18 protein-coding genes are annotated in these 18045 nt (G+C 69.3%); 16 read left to right on the top strand and 2 right to left on the bottom strand.

Going from position 1 to position 18045, the window contains the following annotated elements:
• The first annotated feature begins 24 nt into the window (after window positions 1-24).
• The 13 genes from AB8K43_RS08245 (at window position 25) to AB8K43_RS08185 (ending at window position 12816) form a co-directional block, all read left to right on the top strand.
• Window positions 25-1197, top strand: a complete 1173-nt coding sequence (locus AB8K43_RS08245; protein ID WP_370893390.1) for a glycosyltransferase family 4 protein — start codon at window positions 25-27, stop codon at window positions 1195-1197.
• Window positions 1185-1766 (top strand): hypothetical protein, encoded by a 582-nt coding sequence (locus AB8K43_RS08240; protein WP_370893294.1) that lies wholly within the window; start codon window positions 1185-1187, stop codon window positions 1764-1766. The genes AB8K43_RS08245 and AB8K43_RS08240 overlap by 13 nt, the downstream gene beginning before the upstream one ends.
• A 55-nt stretch (window positions 1767-1821) precedes the next feature.
• Window positions 1822-2715 (top strand): pyridoxal 5'-phosphate synthase lyase subunit PdxS, encoded by an 894-nt coding sequence (gene pdxS, locus AB8K43_RS08235; protein ID WP_370893292.1) that lies wholly within the window; start codon window positions 1822-1824, stop codon window positions 2713-2715.
• Window positions 2712-3314, top strand: a complete 603-nt coding sequence (gene pdxT, locus AB8K43_RS08230) for a pyridoxal 5'-phosphate synthase glutaminase subunit PdxT (protein ID WP_370893290.1) — start codon at window positions 2712-2714, stop codon at window positions 3312-3314. The genes pdxS and pdxT overlap by 4 nt, the downstream gene beginning before the upstream one ends.
• A 64-nt stretch (window positions 3315-3378) precedes the next feature.
• Window positions 3379-4146, top strand: coding sequence for a YebC/PmpR family DNA-binding transcriptional regulator (locus tag AB8K43_RS08225; RefSeq protein ID WP_370893288.1), 768 nt, complete (start codon window positions 3379-3381; stop codon window positions 4144-4146).
• 122 nt (window positions 4147-4268) lie between these two features.
• Window positions 4269-4817 carry a crossover junction endodeoxyribonuclease RuvC gene (ruvC, locus tag AB8K43_RS08220; RefSeq protein WP_370893388.1) on the top strand — a complete coding sequence of 183 codons (549 nt, stop codon included), beginning with the start codon at window positions 4269-4271 and terminating at the stop codon, window positions 4815-4817.
• Window positions 4814-5413 (top strand): Holliday junction branch migration protein RuvA, encoded by a 600-nt coding sequence (gene ruvA, locus AB8K43_RS08215; protein WP_370893286.1) that lies wholly within the window; start codon window positions 4814-4816, stop codon window positions 5411-5413. The genes ruvC and ruvA overlap by 4 nt, the downstream gene beginning before the upstream one ends.
• Entirely contained in the window at window positions 5414-6541 is a 1128-nt protein-coding gene (ruvB, locus tag AB8K43_RS08210) for a Holliday junction branch migration DNA helicase RuvB (RefSeq protein ID WP_370893284.1), read from the top strand.
• A 90-nt stretch (window positions 6542-6631) separates the two neighbouring features.
• Window positions 6632-6946 carry a preprotein translocase subunit YajC gene (yajC, locus tag AB8K43_RS08205; protein WP_370893282.1) on the top strand — a complete coding sequence of 105 codons (315 nt, stop codon included), beginning with the start codon at window positions 6632-6634 and terminating at the stop codon, window positions 6944-6946.
• Window positions 6946-8769 (top strand): protein translocase subunit SecD, encoded by a 1824-nt coding sequence (secD, locus tag AB8K43_RS08200; RefSeq protein ID WP_370893280.1) that lies wholly within the window; start codon window positions 6946-6948, stop codon window positions 8767-8769. Before yajC ends, secD begins: the two co-directional genes overlap by 1 nt.
• Window positions 8766-9941: a protein translocase subunit SecF gene (gene secF, locus AB8K43_RS08195; RefSeq protein ID WP_370893278.1), complete on the top strand. Its 1176-nt coding sequence runs from the start codon at window positions 8766-8768 to the stop codon at window positions 9939-9941. Before secD ends, secF begins: the two co-directional genes overlap by 4 nt.
• A 13-nt stretch (window positions 9942-9954) precedes the next feature.
• The gene (locus AB8K43_RS08190) at window positions 9955-10482 is read left to right on the top strand and encodes an adenine phosphoribosyltransferase (protein WP_370893276.1); all 528 of its coding nucleotides are present in this window, start codon (window positions 9955-9957) and stop codon (window positions 10480-10482) included.
• Between the two features lie 9 nt (window positions 10483-10491).
• Window positions 10492-12816: a bifunctional (p)ppGpp synthetase/guanosine-3',5'-bis(diphosphate) 3'-pyrophosphohydrolase gene (locus tag AB8K43_RS08185; protein WP_370893275.1), complete on the top strand. Its 2325-nt coding sequence runs from the start codon at window positions 10492-10494 to the stop codon at window positions 12814-12816.
• 8 nt (window positions 12817-12824) lie between these two features.
• Here AB8K43_RS08185 and AB8K43_RS08180 read toward each other — a convergent pair whose 3' ends face one another.
• Window positions 12825-14204 carry a DUF349 domain-containing protein gene (locus tag AB8K43_RS08180; protein ID WP_370893274.1) on the bottom strand — a complete coding sequence of 460 codons (1380 nt, stop codon included), beginning with the start codon at window positions 14202-14204 and terminating at the stop codon, window positions 12825-12827.
• A 64-nt stretch (window positions 14205-14268) separates the two neighbouring features.
• Here AB8K43_RS08180 and AB8K43_RS08175 point away from each other — a divergent pair, with 64 nt between their 5' ends.
• From AB8K43_RS08175 to AB8K43_RS08165, 3 genes are read left to right on the top strand one after another with little or no spacing between them, the layout of a single operon-like run.
• Window positions 14269-14967 (top strand): MBL fold metallo-hydrolase, encoded by a 699-nt coding sequence (locus AB8K43_RS08175; RefSeq protein ID WP_370893272.1) that lies wholly within the window; start codon window positions 14269-14271, stop codon window positions 14965-14967.
• Window positions 14964-16322 (top strand): histidine--tRNA ligase, encoded by a 1359-nt coding sequence (hisS, locus tag AB8K43_RS08170; protein WP_370893271.1) that lies wholly within the window; start codon window positions 14964-14966, stop codon window positions 16320-16322. Before AB8K43_RS08175 ends, hisS begins: the two co-directional genes overlap by 4 nt.
• Window positions 16319-17311: a hypothetical protein gene (locus tag AB8K43_RS08165; RefSeq protein WP_370893269.1), complete on the top strand. Its 993-nt coding sequence runs from the start codon at window positions 16319-16321 to the stop codon at window positions 17309-17311. The genes hisS and AB8K43_RS08165 overlap by 4 nt, the downstream gene beginning before the upstream one ends.
• On the opposite strand, the gene AB8K43_RS08160 is transcribed toward AB8K43_RS08165, so the two are convergent.
• On the bottom strand, window positions 17256-17924 hold the full coding sequence (locus tag AB8K43_RS08160; protein WP_370893267.1) for a hypothetical protein: 669 nt from the start codon (window positions 17922-17924) through the stop codon (window positions 17256-17258). The two genes, AB8K43_RS08165 and AB8K43_RS08160, sit on opposite strands and share 56 nt — an antisense overlap.
• Window positions 17925-18045: the final 121 nt, after the last annotated feature.

Genomic DNA, 18045 nt, shown 5'->3' with positions numbered 1-18045 from the left:
CGCGACGCTGCCATGAGCCGGCCCCTGCGCATCGGGCTGGTCTGCCCCTACTCCTTCGATGTGCCCGGGGGAGTGCAGTTCCACGTCCGCGATCTGGCCGAACACCTCATCGAAGGGGGGCACCACGCCTCGGTCCTCGCGCCGGCCGATGAGGACACCCCCCTTCCGCCCTATGTCGTCCCGGCCGGTCGGGCGATCCCGATCCGCTACAACGGGTCGGTGGCGCGCCTGCTCTTCGGCCCGATCGCCGCGGCCCGCGTCTCGCGCTGGCTCGACGAGGGTGCCTTCGATGTCCTCCATATCCATGAGCCGATCGCGCCGAGCGTCTCGGTCCTCGCGCTCTGGGCGACGCAGGTCCCCGTCGTCGCGACCTTCCACACCTCCAATATCCGCTCCCGCGCGATGCAGGCCTTCTTCCCCGTCTTGCGCCCCTCGCTGGAAAAAATCCACGGCCGGATCGCGGTCTCCGAAGATGCCCGCCGCACCGTGACGACCCACCTCGGCGGCGATGCCGTCGTGATCCCGAATGGCGTGGACGTCGGCTCCTTCGCCTCCGCCGAGCCGCGCCTTCGCTGGACCGGGACGAGCGAGGCCCCCGTCATCGCCTTCCTCGGCCGGATCGACGAGCCCCGCAAGGGGCTGCCCGTCCTCACGGCGGCGCTCCCGCGGCTGCTCGACGAGATCCCGGGACTGCGGGTCCTCGTCGCGGGTCCCGGGTCGATCGAGGCCGCCAAGGCCAAGCTGGAGCCCCGGGTCGCCGACGCCTGCGAGTTCCTCGGGATGATCAGCGACGAGGACAAGGCCCGGATGCTCGCGTCCGTCGACCTCTACATCGCCCCGCAGACAGGCGGGGAGAGCTTTGGGATCGTCCTCGTCGAGGCGATGGCCGCGGGCGCCCCGGTCCTCGCGAGCAACCTGCCCGCGTTCGAGCGAGTGCTCGACGGTGGGCGCGCGGGCGCGCTCTTTGACAACGGCCGCTCCGAAGACCTCGCCGACCAGATCCTCGCCCTGCTGCGAGACCCGGCCCGACGCGAGAGCCTGCGCGAGCGCGGCCAGCGCCGGGCGAAGATCTTCGATTGGTCGGTCGTCGCCCGCGAGATCCTCGCGGTCTACGAGACGGTCGCGGCCGCGGCCGGATCGCCCCTACGCTCCTTGCCCCCGACGCCTCCCGAAGGAGCCGAGCCGTGGAGACCCTGACTTGGATCGCGATCGGCGTCACCGTCATCATCCTCGGCGCGTGGTACCTCTCCTACTCGGCCGCCCGCCTCGACCGGCTCCACGCCAAGGTGGAAGGGGCCCTGTCCGCCCTCGACGCCCACCTCGTGCGCCGCGCCGAGACCTCCTTCGAGCTCGCCACCTCCGGCGTCGTCGATCCGGCGAGCGCCTTCCTCGTCGCAGGGGCAGCGACCGAATCCCTCGAGCGCACCAACGAGCGCACCTTCGAGGCCGACTTGCTTGAAGGCCAGCATTTCGCCGGACGCGAAGCCGTCGAGTCCGGGCTCACCGAGGTCCTACGCGCCGCCTTCTCGCCGATCGTCGTCGCCGATCTGCGGAGCGACGGTGGCCACGGCGCCGACCTCATCGATCGGCTCGACGAGGCCTTCGTGCGGGTCCAGCTCGCCCGCCGCTTCCACAACGAGGCGGTCAAGGAGGTCCAGCGCGTCCGGGCCAAGCGGGTGGTGCAGGTCTTCCGGCTGGCCGGGCACGCGCAGATGCCCCAAACGGTCGAATTCGACGACGACGCGACCTTCTTACGCGCCGCCTGAGCCCATCCACGGACACCCGTGCGAAGGGGGCTCACGGCAGACCTACACTGTCGCGGTGACTGACCAGAACTCCACCGGGACCACCCGCGTCAAGCGCGGCATGGCCGAGATGTTGAAGGGCGGCGTCATCATGGACGTCGTCACCCCCGAGCAGGCGAAGATCGCCGAGGATGCCGGTGCCGTCGCCGTCATGGCCCTCGAGCGCGTCCCCGCCGATATCCGCGCCCAAGGCGGCGTGTCGCGGATGTCCGACCCGGACATGATCGACGGCATCATCTCCGCCGTGTCGATCCCCGTCATGGCCAAGGCGCGCATCGGCCACTTCGTCGAAGCGCAGGTGCTGCAAAGCCTCGGCGTCGACTACATCGACGAGTCCGAGGTGCTCACCCCGGCCGATTACGCCCACCACATCGACAAGTGGGCCTTCACCGTCCCCTTCGTCTGCGGCGCGACCAACCTCGGTGAGGCCCTGCGCCGCATCACCGAGGGCGCGGCGATGATCCGCTCGAAGGGCGAGGCCGGCACCGGCGATGTGTCCAACGCGACGACCCATATGCGCTCGATCCGCGATGAGATCCGGCGCCTCACCTCCCTTCCCGAGGACGAGCTCTACGTCGCGGCGAAGGAACTCCAGGCCCCCTATGACCTCGTCGCCGAGGTCGCCCGCACCGGTGAACTGCCCGTGGTGCTCTTCACCGCCGGCGGCATCGCCACCCCGGCCGACGCCGCGATGATGATGCAGCTCGGCGCGCAGGGCGTCTTCGTCGGCTCCGGCATCTTCAAGTCCGGCAATCCGGAGCAGCGCGCCGCCGCCATCGTGAAGGCGACAACCTTCTACGACGACCCCGACACCATCGCCAAGGTCTCCCGCGGCCTCGGTGAGGCCATGGTCGGCATCAACGTCGAGGAGATCCCCGAGCCGCACCGCCTCGCCGAGCGCGGCTGGTGAGCCCGCGCATCGGCGTGCTCGCCGTCCAAGGGGACGTCCGCGAGCACGCCGCTGCGCTCGCTGCCGCGGGCGCCGAACCGACTTTGGTTCGGCGCCCCGCGGAGGTCGAGGCCGTCGATGGCCTGGTGATCCCCGGCGGCGAATCCAGCACGATCGACAAACTGGTGCGCGCCTTCGAGCTGTTGGACCCCCTTCGCGCCCGGATCGCCTCGGGGATGCCGGTCTACGGCTCATGCGCCGGGATGATCCTGCTCGCCGACCGGGTCCTCGATGGCGCCCCGGGCCAGCAGAGCATCGGCGGGCTCGACATCACGGTGCGCCGCAATGCCTTCGGCCGCCAGGTCGACTCCTACGAGACCGATTTGAGCGTGGAGGAGATCCCCGGCGGCCCGGTCCGCGCGGTCTTCATCCGCGCGCCCTGGGTCGAAGAGGTCGGGCCAGGTGTCGAGGTGCTCGCCAGCGTGAGCGCGAAGGGGGAGGACCACCCCATCGTCGTGCGTCAGGGCCCGCTCCTTGCGACCTCCTTCCACCCCGAGGTGACGGGGGATCGGCGCATCCACGAGCGGTTCGTCGAGCTGGTCCGCGACGCGGCTCGGTAGAATTTGTCGTCGAGACGTTGATTCGCCCCAGCCCATCTACTGAAGAAGCAGGAGACCTCAACACGTGTCAGGCCACTCCAAGTGGGCAACCACCAAGCACAAGAAGGCCGCGATCGATGCCAAGCGCGGCAAGCTCTTCGCCAAGCTGATCAAGAACATCGAGGTCGCGGCGCGCACCGGTGGCGGTGACCCCGCCGGGAACCCGACGCTCTACGACGCGATCCAAAAGGCGAAGAAGTCCTCGGTCCCCAACAACAACATCGATAACGCCGTCAAGCGTGGCTCCGGCGCGACCGCCGGCGGCGCCGACTGGGAAACGATCGTCTACGAGGGCTACGCCCCGGGCGGCGTCGCGGTCTACATCGAATGCCTCACCGACAACCGCAACCGCGCGGCTGCCGAGGTGCGCACGGCCCTGACCCGCAACGGCGGCCAGCTCGCCGACCCCGGCTCGGTCGCCTATGTCTTCGACCGCCGCGGCGTCGTCATCGTCCCGAAGGATCAGGACAAGGGCGGGGAGGACGAACTCCTCGAGATCGTCCTTGACGCTGGCGCCGAAGAGGTCAACGACAACGGCGACACCTGGGAGATCGTCTCCGAGCCGACCGACGTGGTCGCGGTGCGCACCGCCCTTCAGGACGCCGGGGTCGACTACGACTCCGCCGAGGCGTCGTGGGTCCCGAACCTGCAGGTCGAGCTCGACCTCGACGGTGCCCGCAAGATGATCCGCGTCATCGAAGCCCTCGAGGACAGCGACGACGTGCAAAACGTCTACGCCAATGGCGACATCCCCGACGAGGTCCTCGCCGAACTGGAGTCCTCCGAGGACTGAGCCCGGTAACCCGCCGGTCTCACCGGCCACGCGGCGTGTCGGGTTAGGCGCTCGGTCGACCCGACCCGTAGCGTGGCCTCAAGCGAACAGGTGTTCGGTCGTGCTCTGGGAGGTCCATGTCGATGCGGGTGCTCGGAGTTGACCCGGGCCTGACCCGATGCGGGCTCGGCGTGGTCGATGGGACCCCCGCCAAGCCGCGCATGGTCGCGACCGGCGTGGTCCGCACCACGCCCGAGCGGGACACCGGGGATCGTCTCGCGTACCTCCAGGACGAACTCGACGCCTGGATCGACCGCTTCGAGCCCGACGTGATCGCCCTGGAACGGCTCTACGTCGCCGAGCATGTCCCGACGGTGATGACGACCGCCCAGGCATCGGCGATTGTCCTGCTCGCCGGGTCGCGGCGCGGCCTGCGGGTCCACCTTCACACCCCGACCGAGGTCAAGGCGGCGGTCACGGGGTCGGGTCGGGCCGGCAAGGCCCAGGTGACCGCGATGGTGACCCGAATCCTCGCCCTGGACTCGCCGCCGAAGCCCGCCGACGCCGCCGATGCCCTGGCGCTCGCGGTGTGCCATCTGTGGCGGGGGAGCGGCCACGACCGGCTCGCCGCGGCCGCCGCCAGCGAACGCGCCCGACTGGGCGCCGCCTCGAAGCGAAAGGTCTCCTCGTGATCGCCTCCGTCCACGGCACCGCCTTGCACGTCGGCCTCGACCGCGTCGTCGTCGATGTCCATGGCGTCGGCCTGCTCGTTCACACTCCGCCCGCGGTCGCCGCCGGCTGCCGAACCGGGGCGCCGGTCACCCTCGCGACCTCGATGGTCGTGCGCGAGGACTCCCTGACGCTCTACGGCTTCGCCGAGCCCGACCAGCGCGACACCTTTGAGACCGTCCAAACCGTCTCCGGGGTTGGCCCCCGGGTGGCGCTCGCGATTTTGTCGGTGCTCACGCCCGACCAACTCGCCGCCGCCGTCACCGGTGAGGACGTCCGGACGCTCACCAAGGTCCCTGGGATTGGGAAGAAGGGGGCCGAGCGGCTCGTCCTGGAATTGCGGGACAAACTCGCCGCGCCGTCCGCGCTCGATCCGTCGCTGGCCCCGGCCGCTGCGGACGAGGCGACCTGGCAGGGGCAGGTCACTGACGCCCTCGTGGGCCTCGGATACTCCAGCAAGCAGGCCGAGGACGCGACGAGCCGGGTCGCCGCGAGCGGCGAAGACCTGAGCGTCTCCGACGCCCTGCGCGCCGCCCTGCGCGCGTTGGCGGGGGGCTAAATGAGCGACGGTTTCTCATCCGAGGTCAGCCTCGGATCGGCGGGCGACCCGCTCGCCGATGGCTCCTTCGATGCGACCGCGCGCGTGGTCGACGCCGGGGGCCGCGATGACGAGAGCGTCGTCGAGGCGGCCCTGCGTCCCCGTCGGCTGAGCGAGTTCCCCGGTCAACCGAAGGTCCGTGACCAGCTCGGCCTCGTCCTGGAAGCGGCCCGCCGGCGCCAGGCGCCCCCGGATCACATCCTGCTCTCCGGCCCCCCAGGACTCGGCAAGACGACCCTGGCGATGATCGTCGCCGCCGAGCTCGAGCAACCGATCCGGGTGACCTCGGGGCCGGCGATCCAGCACGCTGGCGATCTCGCCTCGGTGCTGTCCTCGCTGATGCCGGGGGAGGTCCTCTTCCTCGATGAGATCCATCGGATGTCGCGCGCCGCCGAGGAGATGCTCTACCTCGCGATGGAGGATTTCCGCGTCGACGTGATCGTCGGCAAGGGCCCAGGCGCGACCGCGATCCCGCTGGAACTGCCCCCCTTCACCGTCGTCGGCGCGACGACCCGCGCCGGTCTGCTCCCGGCGCCGCTGCGCGACCGCTTCGGCTTCACCGCTCACCTGGATTACTACGATGCCGCCGACCTCGCGACGATCGTGCGCCGCTCGGCCGGACTGCTCGGCGTGAGTGCCGACGCCGAGGGGATCGCCGAGATCGCCGGGCGCTCGCGCGGAACCCCCCGGATCGCGAACCGGCTCCTGCGCCGGGTCCGCGACTGGGCGGAGATCCACGGCGACGGCCGGGTCGACGCGGTGGCAGCGCGAGCGGCCCTGGAACTCTTCGATGTCGACGAGGTCGGGCTGGACCGGCTCGACCGGGCGGTGTTGGAGGCTCTCTGTCGCCGGTTCGCCGGTGGGCCGGTGGGTCTGGGCACCCTGGCGGTCGCGGTCGGGGAGGAGACCGACACGGTCGAGACCGTCGCCGAGCCGTACCTGGTGCGGCAGGGGTACATCATTCGCTCTCCGCGAGGCCGGATCGCGAGCCTGACGGCCTGGGAGCATCTCGGCCTCGTCCCGCCCGCAAGCGCCGGAGTCCCCCTTCCGCTTGAGCTCGACGGCGGGGATGGTCGACTCGGGCGATGATTGGCCTAGACTCGGCGGTTGGCTGCGGGCTCGCCTTGCAGCCGTTAGGCATGCGCACCACGATTTTCGATGGATCAAGGACCTGATTAGATGATCGCCCTTCTCACGGCGGACCAGCCCGCTGGCCCGAACTTCGGCAGCATGCTCCTGCTGGCCCTCCCGCTCCTGCTGATCGTCTTTTTGATGGTCTCGGGGCGCCGCCGGGCCAAGGCCGCCGAGACCTTCAATGCGAGCATTGAGGTCGGCGACAAGGTCGTGACCACGTCGGGTCTCTATGGGACCGTCCGTGAACTCACCGACCGCACCGCTGAGCTCGAGCTGGCCCCGGGCACGGTCGTCACCATCGACCGGCGCGCCATCGGTGCCAAGGCGCCAGCCGCCGGTCCGGTCGACGGCACCAACTGATGGCAGCCGATCGCCGGCCTAAGGACATCGCCCGTCGGACCCTCGTCTGGTTCTTCGCGCTCACCCTCGGCCTGCTCGCAGCCCTCGCGGGCGGCGTGATCTTCAAAGACGCCGCGTGGGCGCCCAAGCTCGGCCTTGACCTCGCTGGCGGCACGCAGATCGTCCTTGAGCCGCGGGTTCCGGACGGCCAACAGGTGACGACCGAGCAGGTCGAGCAGGCCCGCGACATCATCGTTCAGCGCGTCGATGCCCAGGGCGTGAGCGGCGCCGAGGTCACCACCCTCGGCGAGACCAATATCGTGATTGCGATGCCTGGCGCCCCGACGGCTGAGCAGGAGCAGGCCCTCGCCGCGTCCTCGGAGATGCAGTTCCGCCCGGTCCTCGCGACCGGCATCGGTTCGCTGGAGCCGCAGCCGACCGACACCGGGACCACGTCGCCTGGCGACTCCACCGAGACGACCAGCCCCACCTCCGATGGCTCGGCGACCGTCTCTCCGGATAACCGCACCTCCACCCCGGCGTCGCGCCAGCAGTCGCGGACCACGACGAAGACGACCTCCCCGGCCGATCAGACGAGTTCGCCGACGGACAGCGCAACCACCGCACCCGACCCGTCTTTGCCCACGCAGCCCCCCTTCACCCCGAGCGCGAAGCCGACCGGGCCAATCGATCCGAACTGGATCACGACGAAGGTGTGGAGCGACTTCAACGACCTCGACTGCTCGAAGGGCGCCGATGGCCTGACCGAGGACCGCGATGGCGCGGTCGTCGCGTGCAGCACGGACCAGCAGACCAAGTACGTCCTCGGCCCGGTCGTCGTCCCCGGTAGCGAGATCTCCGACGCGTCCGCGGGATACTCCGTGGGTCAGCAGGGGCAGGTCACCAACACCCCAGAGATTCAGCTGTCCTTCAAGGACACCGGTCGCGACGCCTACGCGCGCGTCTCCTCCGACATGGTCCAACTTCCGGGGATCACCTCGGCGCAGATGCCCCCGGGCAAGTACAACGCCCTCGCGACCGTCCTCGATGGCCAGGTGATCATCGCGCCCGGCTTCGAGTCGACGATCCCGAACGGCCAGGCCCGGATCACCGGCGGCTTCTCCATCGAAGAGGCGCGCTCGCTCGCCAAGCAGCTGAAGTTCGGCGCGCTGCCGCTCTCCTTCGACCTGCAGACCCGCCAGGAGATCAGCCCCACGCTCGGTAACGAGCAGTTGCGGATGGGCCTGATCGCGGGTCTCATCGGCCTGCTGCTCGTCCTCGGGTACGCGATCTTGCAGTACCGGGCGCTCGCCGTGGTGACGATCGGCTCGATGCTGATGGCGGCCCTGCTCACGTATCTCGCGATCGCCTTGCTCGGTTGGGGCTATAACTATCGCCTCGATATGGCAGGCGTGACCGGTCTGATCGTCGCGATCGGTGTGACCGCCGACAGCTTCATCGTCTACTTCGAACGCGTCCGGGATGAGTTACGCGACGGGCGCAACCTGCGCGCCGCGGTCGAAGCCGGCTGGGCGCGCGCCAAGCGCACGATCCTCGTCGCCGACGGCGTGAACTTCATCGCCGCGGTCGTCCTCTACGTCCTCGCGAGTTCAGGGGTGCGCGGCTTCGCCTTCACGCTGGGCCTTACGACCCTGATCGACCTGCTCGTCGTCTTCATGTTCACCCACCCGCTGCTCGGGCTGCTGGCGCGCACGCGCTTCTACTCCTCCGGGCATAAGTGGTCGGGCTTCTCCGTCGGTCAGGTGCACGGTGCGTCCGTGCGCTACGCCGGCCGCGGCCGGGTGGCCGTGCGACCCGCGACCGAGGAAGGGGGTGCCCGATGAGTTACGCCTCCTTCGGTAACGACCTCTACACGGGCCGCCGCTCGATCAACTTCGTCGGCCAGAAGAAGAAGTGGTACGCGATTTCCGCGGTGCTGCTCATCATCGCCGCCGTCGGGCTCGGGGTTCGCGGGCTGAACCTCGGTCTGGAGTTCACCGGTGGGTCGGAGTTCCGCGTCGCGACCGCGGGCGCGGCGCCATCGGATTACGAATCCCGCTCGATCGCTGCCGTGCGCGATGTGGCCGGGGCCAACGCCACCGCCCGAGTGAGCCGGCTCGGGAACTCGACCGTGCGAGTCCAGACCGAAAAGCTCGAGGCCGACGCGTCCCGTCAGGTGACCGAGTCCCTGGCGAACACCTTTGAGGTGCAAAACGATCGGGTCTCCTCGACCTTCATCGGCCCCTCCTGGGGGGCCTCGGTCAGTCAACAAGCCCTCCGGGCGCTCGTCGTCTTCCTGCTCGCCACCATGGCCCTCATGGCCCTGTACTTCCGCACCTGGAAGATGGCCGTCGCCGCGATCGTCGCGCTCGCCCATGACATGGCGATCACGGTCGGGATCTATGCCCTGTCGGGTTTCGAGGTCTCCCCGGCGTCGATGATCGGCTTCCTCACGGTGCTCGGGTATTCGCTCTATGACACCGTCGTCGTCTTCGACAAGGTGCGAGAGAACACGACCAACGCCTTCGCCAACCGGCGGATGTCCTATGCCGATGCCGCGAACCTCGCGGTGAACCAGACCCTGGTGCGTTCGATCAACACCACGGTCGTCGCGTTGCTGCCGATCCTCGCGGTCCTCGTCATTGGCTTTACCCAGTTGGGTCCGGGCACCCTGCTCGACCTGACGCTCTCCCTCTTCATCGGCATGGCAGTCGGTGCGTTCTCCTCGATCTTCATCGCGACGCCCTTGCTCGTCTGGCTGCGCCGCAAGGAGCCGGCCGTGGTCGAACTCGACCGGTACGTCGAGCGGCACGCGAGCTCGCAGCGGCCGGTCGAGCAGGACCCGGCCGATGACGAGGTGGACGGCGACGAAGAGCCGGTGACCACCGGGGCGATTCGCACCGGTGCGCGGACGAGTCGCAGCGAGGCAACCACGGTGACCGGCCGAGCCGTGCACAAGTACGCCTCGTCCGGTCCGCGCAACCAGCCGAAGCGGACCCCAAAGTCCAAGCGATAAGGGAGCGACGCCGGTGAGCGCCGAGATCAGCGAGATCGTCCGTGGTTTGCTGCGGGATATCCCGAACTTCCCCGAGCCTGGGGTTCAGTACTGGGACATCACGCCGCTCATCGGTGACGGGCCGGGCTTCGCGGCGGTGACCCGCGATATCGCCTCACGAAATGATGCCGGCATCGACGTGGTCGCTGGTCTCGAGGCGCGCGGGTTCATCTTCGGAGCGGCGGTCGCCCACGAGCTCGGACTCGGGTTCGTCCCGATCCGCAAGGCCGGCAAGCTCCCGGGGCAGACGACCCAGGTGTCCTATGACCTCGAGTACGGCTCGGCGACGCTCGAGATCCACAACGACGGGATCGCCGAGGGCGCCCGGGTCCTCGTGATCGACGATGTCCTCGCCACCGGTGGTACGGCCGCGGCCGCGTGCGAAGTGATCGAGGCCGTCGGCGCCGAAGTGGCGGCCGTCGAGATCATCTTGGAGCTCGCCTTCTTACGCGGGCGCGAGCGCCTGCCGGGCCGTGATGTCCGAGCGATCCTGACGGTCTAGGCTTCGCCCATGAGTGAGGATCGGGCATCGAACGGAGTCCCCGGTGGTGGTTTCTCCGCGCGCCAGCTCGCCCGCGCCTCGCTGGCCCGCCTTGGTGCCCGGACCTCGACCTCCCCGAAGGAGCTCGATCCGCTCATCCAGATCGTCCGGCAGACCCACCCCAAGGCCGATGTCTCACTGATCGAGCGGGCCTACAAGGTCGCCAAGGACGCCCACGAGGGCCAGCGGCGCAAGAGCGGCGATCCGTACATCACCCACCCCCTCGCGGTCACCACGATCCTCGCCGAACTCGGGATGACGCCGATCACGCTGGCGGCGGCCCTGCTCCACGACACCGTGGAGGACACCGACTACAGCCTTGAGCAGTTAGAAGAGGATTTCGGCGCCGAGATCGCCAAACTCGTCGATGGCGTCACCAAGCTGGACAAGGTCACCTACGGGGAAGCGGCGCAGGCCGAGACCGTCCGCAAGATGATCGTGGCGATGGCCCGCGATATCCGGGTTCTCGTGATCAAGCTGGCCGACCGCCTCCACAATGCGCGCACCTGGCGCTATGTCTCGGCGACCTCGGCACAGCGCAAGGCGCAGGAGACCTTAGAGATCTACGCGCCGCTCGCCCACCGACTCGGGATGAACACGATCAAGTGGGAGTTGGAGGATCTCGCCTTCGCCACCCTCTACCCGAAGGTGTATGACGAGATCGTCCACCTGGTCGCCGATCGGGCCCCGGCGCGCGAGGAGTACCTGACGACGGTGCGCGCGCAGGTCGTCGGTGACTTGAAGGAAGCCAAGATCAAGGCCACCGTCACCGGGCGGCCCAAGCACTACTACAGCGTCTACCAGAAGATGATCGTCGGGGGCCGCGAGTTCGGCGAGATCTATGACCTGGTCGCGGTCCGGGTGCTCGTCGATACCGTGCGAGATTGCTATGCCGCGCTCGGCGCGCTGCACGCGCGCTGGAACCCCCTTCCTGGCCGGTTCAAGGACTACATCTCGCTGCCGAAGTTCAACATGTACCAGTCCCTGCACACCACGGTGATCGGGCCGCAGGGCAAGCCCGTCGAGATCCAGATCCGCACCCACCAGATGCACCGGCGCGCCGAGTACGGCGTCGCCGCGCACTGGAAGTACAAGGACGACCGCACCGCTGGCGGGGGCTCCGGGGACGGCGCGCAGCTCGGCGAGATGGCGTGGTTGCGCCAACTGCTCGACTGGCAACGCGAGACCGCCGATCCCGGGGAGTTCCTCGACTCCCTGCGCTTTGAGATCAACACCCGCGAGGTGTACGTCTTCACGCCGAAGGGTCAGGTGATCGCCCTTCCGGCCGGGTCGACGCCCGTCGACTTCGCCTACGCCGTCCACACCGAGGTGGGGCACCGCTGCATCGGCGGGCGAGTCAACGGGCGGCTCGTCCCGCTCGACTCGCCGCTCGAAAACGGTGATGTGGTCGAGATCCTCACCTCCAAGGCCGAGGGCGCTGGTCCCTCGCGAGACTGGCTGAGTTTCGTCAAGTCGCCGCGGGCGCGCAACAAGATCCGCCAGTGGTTCACCAAGGAACGCCGCGAGGAGATGGTCGAGGCCGGCAAGGACGCCATCGCCAAGGCGCTGCGCAAGCAGAACCTGCCGCTGCAGCGACTCCTCACGGCTCCGAGCATGACCAGTGTCGCCAACGATCTGCGCTATGCCGATATCGCCGGCGTCTACGCCGCGGTCGGCGAAGGCCACGTCTCGGCGCAGCACGTCGTCGAGCGGCTGCTCGCGGTCGTCGGGGGCGAAGAGGGGGCGAGCGAAGACCTCGCCGAAGCCACTCGCCCCGGGCCGATCGATCGGCGCCGAGGAAGCGGCGATCCGGGCGTCATCGTCAAGGGCATGGACGACGTCTGGGTCAAGCTCGCGCGGTGCTGTACCCCGGTGCCGGGTGACTCGATCATGGGCTTTATCACCCGTGGCAACGGGGTCTCGGTCCACCGCAAGGATTGCCCGAATGCGGGCTCCCTGCGCAAGGAGCCCGAGCGGATCATCGACGTCGCCTGGGCCCCGACCTCGGCGGCGGTCTTCCTCGTCCAGATCCAAGTCGAGGCGCTCGACCGCTCCGGTCTGCTCTCGGACGTGACGCGGGTCCTCTCCGACAGCGGCGTCAACATCCTCTCGGCCGCCGTCCACACGACCCGCGATCGGGTCGCGGTGCTGCGCTTCACCTTCGAGATGGCCGACACCTCGCACCTCACCCACGTCATGCAGCAGGTCAAGCGGATCGAAGCGGTCTTCGACGTCTATCGCCTCAACGGCGGGCGCGGCGAGTCCAAGCCGCGTACCGACCAAAAGCCGGCGTAGCGACTGGCCTAGCCCTGCGAGTCGTTGAGGCTCCGCCGGGCCTGGTCCAACCAGGTCTGTTGGCTCGCGATCTGCTCGGCGAGCGAGGCCGCCTTGGCGGAATCGCCCTTCTCCTCGGCGGTGGCGCGCTGCTTCTCGAGCCCCGCGATCTTGGCCTCCAACTGGTCAACCATCGACTGTGCACGGGCGTTGAGTTCGGGATTGGAGCGCTTCCACTGCTTTTCCTCGGCGTCGCGCACGGCCTGCTCGACCTTACGCATCGCCTTTTCGACGCGCTCGAGGTCGGCGCGCGGCACCCGGCCAGCGGCCTCCCAGCGCTCCTGGATCGAGCGCAGGGCCCCCTTCGCCCGGTCCAGGTGAGAGATCGGCAGGAGAGCCTGGGCCTCGGCGAGTAGCCCCTCCTTCACCTCCAGGTTCCCCCGCAGCGCCTCATCCTCCTTGGCGCTCTCGGCATCCTTGGCCGTAAAGAACGCGTCCTGGGCGGCGCGGAAGCGCTCCCACAGGGCGTCGTCCTCGGCGCGCCCGGCCCGACCGGCGCGGCGCCAGCGGTCCATGAGGCGCTTGAACGCGCCCGCCGTCGGGCCCCAGTCGGTGCTGGAGGCCAGCGCCTCGGCCTCGGTGACGAGTTCTTCCTTCAGCGCACGCGCCTCACCGCGGGAGGACTCCAACTGCGCGAAGTGGGCGCGCCGCCCCTTGTCGAAACCGTTGCGGGCCTTAGAAAAGCGTTGCCACAGGGCATTTTCGACGTCCTTGTCGATGCGCGCCGACGAACGCTGGTGCGCCTTCCAGGCATCGAGCAACTCCCGCATGCGCGCGGTCGACTGCTTCCACTGGATGCGCTCATGAGGCTGACCGGCGATCTGCTCGGCCTCGGCGACGATCTCCTCGCGCTCGCGCGCAGCGGCCGCCTTGGCCTCGGCGCGGGCTGCGGACTCGGCCTCGCGCTTGTTCGCCAGGCTCGTCTCGACCTGCTCGACGAGCGCGTTCAGGGCAGGCAAGTCCCCAACGACATTGGCCTCGCCGATGTGTTCCTTCAACGAACTGAGGCCATCGGCGATCTCCTTGGCGGAGACCTCCGGTGCGCTGAGGCGCTGGTGCAGCAAGGTCGCCGAGGCGTACAGCTCGTCGTACTTGCGCGCGAAGTACTGCAGCGCTTCCTCCGCCGTGGCGCCCGGGTACGAACCCACTTCCCGTTCACTATCGCCGTCGGTGACGTACACCCGCCCGTCGTCATCGACCCGCCCGAAGGCGGCCGACGCGCTGTGGTCATCAGTGACGGCAGCAGCGGGTGGGGTCGGAACTCCTGCTGGCCGGCGGGGTGCCATCTTCGCCAGGGCAGCAGGGGAGGGCGCGCTCGGGCGCGGGGTCGGGGCGTTCTCGTCGCTCACAAGGAGCGAGATTACCGACAAACCGCCTCGGCCACCTGCACCTGCGCTCGGTAGGCTGCCCGGCGTGCTCACCATTGCCTTCCCCGCAGCGGCCTTTGCGACGAATTGCTATGTCCTCGCCGACGGTCCAGGGGAGGAGTGCGTCATCGTCGATCCCGGGATCGGAATCGAGCCGACCCTGCGCGAGGTCCTGACCGAGCATCGCCTCAAGCCGGCCGCCGTCCTGCTCACCCACGGTCACCTCGACCACGTCTACTCGGTGACTCCGGTCTGCGGCGGTGAACTCGGCGCCTACATCCACCACGATGATCGCTACCGGCTCGCCGACCCGATCAGCACCCTCGACCCGGCGCTGATCGCGATGTTCGAGCAGCAGTTCGGCACCGCGGCGTCCTGGCGGGAGCCGGACGACATCGTCGAGGTGACCGACCGCGAGCGCCTCACCCTCGCCGGGCTGGACTTCGAGGTCTTGCACGCGCCCGGCCACACGGAGGGCTCGGTGATGTTCGCGACCGACCGCGTCCCGACCGGAGTCTCCGATCAGGTCGAGGTCGATCGCACGCTCATCAGCGGTGATGTCCTCTTCGCCGGTTCGATCGGACGCACCGATCTGCCCGGCGGCAGCCATGAGGCGATGCAGCGCTCCCTTCGCGATGTCGTGCTGCCGCAACCCGACTCCGCCCTCGTACTGACGGGGCACGGCCCGGCCACCACGATCGGGCGCGAACGCTTCACCAATCCCTATCTCCAGGACCTCACGTGACCCAACCCCGCCAGAAGGTGCGACCCCTCTCCGGCTTCCCTGAGTACCTCCCCGCTGAGCGGATCGTCGAGCAGTACTTCCTTGATGTCATTCGCGAGACCTTCGAGTTGCACGGTTTCCCCTCGATCGAGACCCGCGCGGTCGAGCCCGTCGAGCGCCTCCTCGGGAAGGGGGGCGACGCCGACAAGGAGATCTACGCCGTCACCCGGCTCGCGGGTGACCCGGCCGAGCGCGCGGACGCTGAGCTCGGACTCCACTTCGATCTCACCGTCCCCTTCGCTCGATACGTGCTCGAGCACGCCGGCCACTTGAACTTCCCCTTCCGGCGCCACCAGATCCAAAAGGTCTGGCGCGGCGAACGCCCGCAGGAGGGCCGGTACCGCGAGTTCACCCAGTGCGATATCGATGTCGTCGACGTGGGGGAGTTAAGCCCCCACTTCGAGGCCGAGATCCCCCTCGTCATGGCCGAGCTCTTCGCGCGGCTCCCGCTCCCGGCGCCGATGACCATCCAGGTCAACAACCGCAAGATCCCCGAGGGCTTCTACCGCGGTCTGGGCATCGAGGACATCACCGGGACCTTGAGGATCGTCGACAAGCTCGACAAGATCGGCCCCGACGCGGTCGCGGAGCTCCTCGTCGAGGCTGGTCGCACCCCGGAGCAGGCGCAGGCCTGCCTCGACCTCGCGGCGATCCGCTCCAGCGATACCTCCTTCGTCGAGCGCGTGCGTGACCTCGGCGTCACCCACCCGATCCTCGACGAGGGCCTCGCCGCCCTCGCGGCCGTGATCGAGACCGGCTCGCTGGCGGCGCCGGGAGCGCTCGTCGCCGATCTGAAGATCGCGCGCGGGCTCGACTACTACACCGGCACCGTCTACGAGACCCAGCTTCGAGGCTATGAGTCCTGGGGCTCGTTCTGCTCCGGCGGGCGCTACGACACGCTCGCGAGCGATGGCAAGAACACCTACCCGGGCGTCGGGATTTCGATTGGGCTCTCCCGCCTCATCGGGTTGCTGGTCGGGCAGGGACTCGTCACGGCGTCCCGCAAGACCCCGGCGGCGGTCCTCGTCGCGGTGACGACCGAAGAGGATCGAGCCGCTTCCGTGGCGATCGCCACCGCCCTTCGGTCCCGCGGGATCGCCTGCGAGGTCGCGCCCGCGGCCGCCCGCTTCGGCAAGCAGATCCGCTATGCCGAGCGGCGCGGGATCCCCTTCGTCTTCTTCCCGGGAGCGGGTGAGGACGGCGCGCACCAGGTCAAGGACATCCGAAGCGGCGAGCAGATCGACGCCGACCCGGCCGCGTGGAACCCGCCCGCGGAGGACCTGCGTCCATTGGTCACGGCGGTGACGCCGGCATGACCTGCGACGAGGAGCGCTCGGCGATCGCCGCCTTTTGGGATTGGTGGGCGAAGGGGGGAGCGCTGCACGTCGACCTCGCCCGCGAGGCCTCCGAACCCGGAGAAGCCCTCGACAAGCTCCTCACCGAGCGCGTCCACGCCATCCACCCCGGCCTGCGGTGGGAGGTCGGTGACGATGGCGTGCTCGTCGTCACCGCCGAGGGGGACCACGACGCCCTCGCTCCGGCCGCGCGCTGGCTCGCGAGCGCGCCCGCGCCCGATGAGACCTGGTCCTTCGCCGACCTGCGTCCCGCGGGCGATGCCGATAGCGAGGTGAGCGCCAGTGGGGTGACGATCGACCTCGCGCGGTGCGTGGCTGGGGTCCAGGTCGCCGGTCAGGGGGTCAACGTGACCCTCCACCACCCGATCTTCGCGGGCCAGCCCGCCGAGGTGCGCCGCGCCCTCGCCGAACTCGCCCTCGAGCAGGTCCTCGGCGAAGAGGATGCCGCGCTCTGGCTGGGGGCCGTGAGCGCCTCGGAGGTCGAGCCCCTCGACGCCTTCGCGCTCTCGCTCATCCCGAGCGTCATCGCCCAGGTCCGTCCGCCCGATGATGAGCTCAACTGGGCGGCGCTGAAGGGCGAAGACGCGCAGGGCCGCGAGGTCGTCGCCCTCGCCGAGCATCCGCTGCGCCAGATCACCGGCCGCCGCTTCGACACCTACGCCTCGGTCGAGGTGCGCTATGGACGAGGGCGGCGGGCCGGGCTCCCAGGGCGCGGCGACCTCAAGGCGCTCACCGCGCTCCACGACCGGCTTGACCACGCCCTGGGCGACGACGGCCGAGTCGTCGCTCACCAGTCCAGCGCCGGAGTGCGGATCATCCACCTCTTCATCGACGGCTGCACCGATGCCGCCGAGCGCCTGGGCGCGGTCGTCGCTAGCGAGCGGTCCGCTGAGGTCAGCGCGGTCGTCGCGGATCCGGGCTGGTCCCGGGTCCGACACCTCGCGGGGTGACCGGCTCGGGGGGCAAGCGCAGGCCGCTCGCTTGCAGCTCTAGCGCCGCGAGCGCTCGAATCGCCGCGGGGTCTCCTCTTCGCCACGCTCCGGCGGGGTCGGGTCCCACGCCGGCGAGGCGGGTGAGTGGCTGGCGCGCGAGCGCCCGCAACGCGAAGAAGTCGAGGTCGGGGTAGCCGCCGACCGCGAAGGCCCGCGCGGCGCTCGCCCGACGGATGAACGCGATGCGGGTGAAGGCCCAGATCCCCCCGACGATGATGATCGGGATGAGCGCGGTACCCCAGCCGAGGAGTGTCGCGAGATTCGTCACGCCGGTGACGAGGTCCTGCCCGGCGTCTTGCAGCTTGGTCCCAGCACCGGCGGCGGAGCGGAAGGGGACCGCGATCCGATCTTCGAGCAGCGGCAGGCCGGTCACCTGATCCCCGGCGTTATTCATGGTGGTGCTGAAGTCGGTGCCCGCCTGCTTCAGCTGATGCCCGGGCTCGGCCATCTCCATCGTGGTCCCGTACACCCGTTGGCCCGCGCGCACCCAGAAGATCACCCAGGCGATGATCGCGATATCGGCGATGATCTGGCGGGTGCGCCGCACCGGGGTATCGGCATAGAGCTTCATGGCTGACCTTCCGTCGGGTTCGATCAATGTGACCCTCGCCACGTGGGCCCCCTACACTCGCGAACAGCCTCATCGAGCGAAGAGGGGCTGCGCTGCGCGGACATCGTGGTCCGCCCGGCGC

Source organism: Janibacter sp. GXQ6167 (assembly GCF_041365945.1).
Lineage (GTDB): Bacteria > Actinomycetota > Actinomycetes > Actinomycetales > Dermatophilaceae > JBGFSK01.
This window is presented reverse-complemented; position numbering and strand designations above follow the sequence as displayed.

Coding starts and splice junctions, on each gene's coding strand:
- ruvC (WP_370893388.1), top strand. CDS start 4,269: ATGCGGGTGCTCGGAGTTGACCCGGGCCTGACCCGATGCGGGCTCGGC.
- AB8K43_RS08165 (WP_370893269.1), top strand. CDS start 16,319: ATGACCTGCGACGAGGAGCGCTCGGCGATCGCCGCCTTTTGGGATTGG.
- secF (WP_370893278.1), top strand. CDS start 8,766: ATGAGTTACGCCTCCTTCGGTAACGACCTCTACACGGGCCGCCGCTCG.
- secD (WP_370893280.1), top strand. CDS start 6,946: ATGGCAGCCGATCGCCGGCCTAAGGACATCGCCCGTCGGACCCTCGTC.
- ruvB (WP_370893284.1), top strand. CDS start 5,414: ATGAGCGACGGTTTCTCATCCGAGGTCAGCCTCGGATCGGCGGGCGAC.
- AB8K43_RS08160 (WP_370893267.1), bottom strand. CDS start 17,924: ATGAAGCTCTATGCCGATACCCCGGTGCGGCGCACCCGCCAGATCATC.
- AB8K43_RS08185 (WP_370893275.1), top strand. CDS start 10,492: ATGAGTGAGGATCGGGCATCGAACGGAGTCCCCGGTGGTGGTTTCTCC.
- yajC (WP_370893282.1), top strand. CDS start 6,632: ATGATCGCCCTTCTCACGGCGGACCAGCCCGCTGGCCCGAACTTCGGC.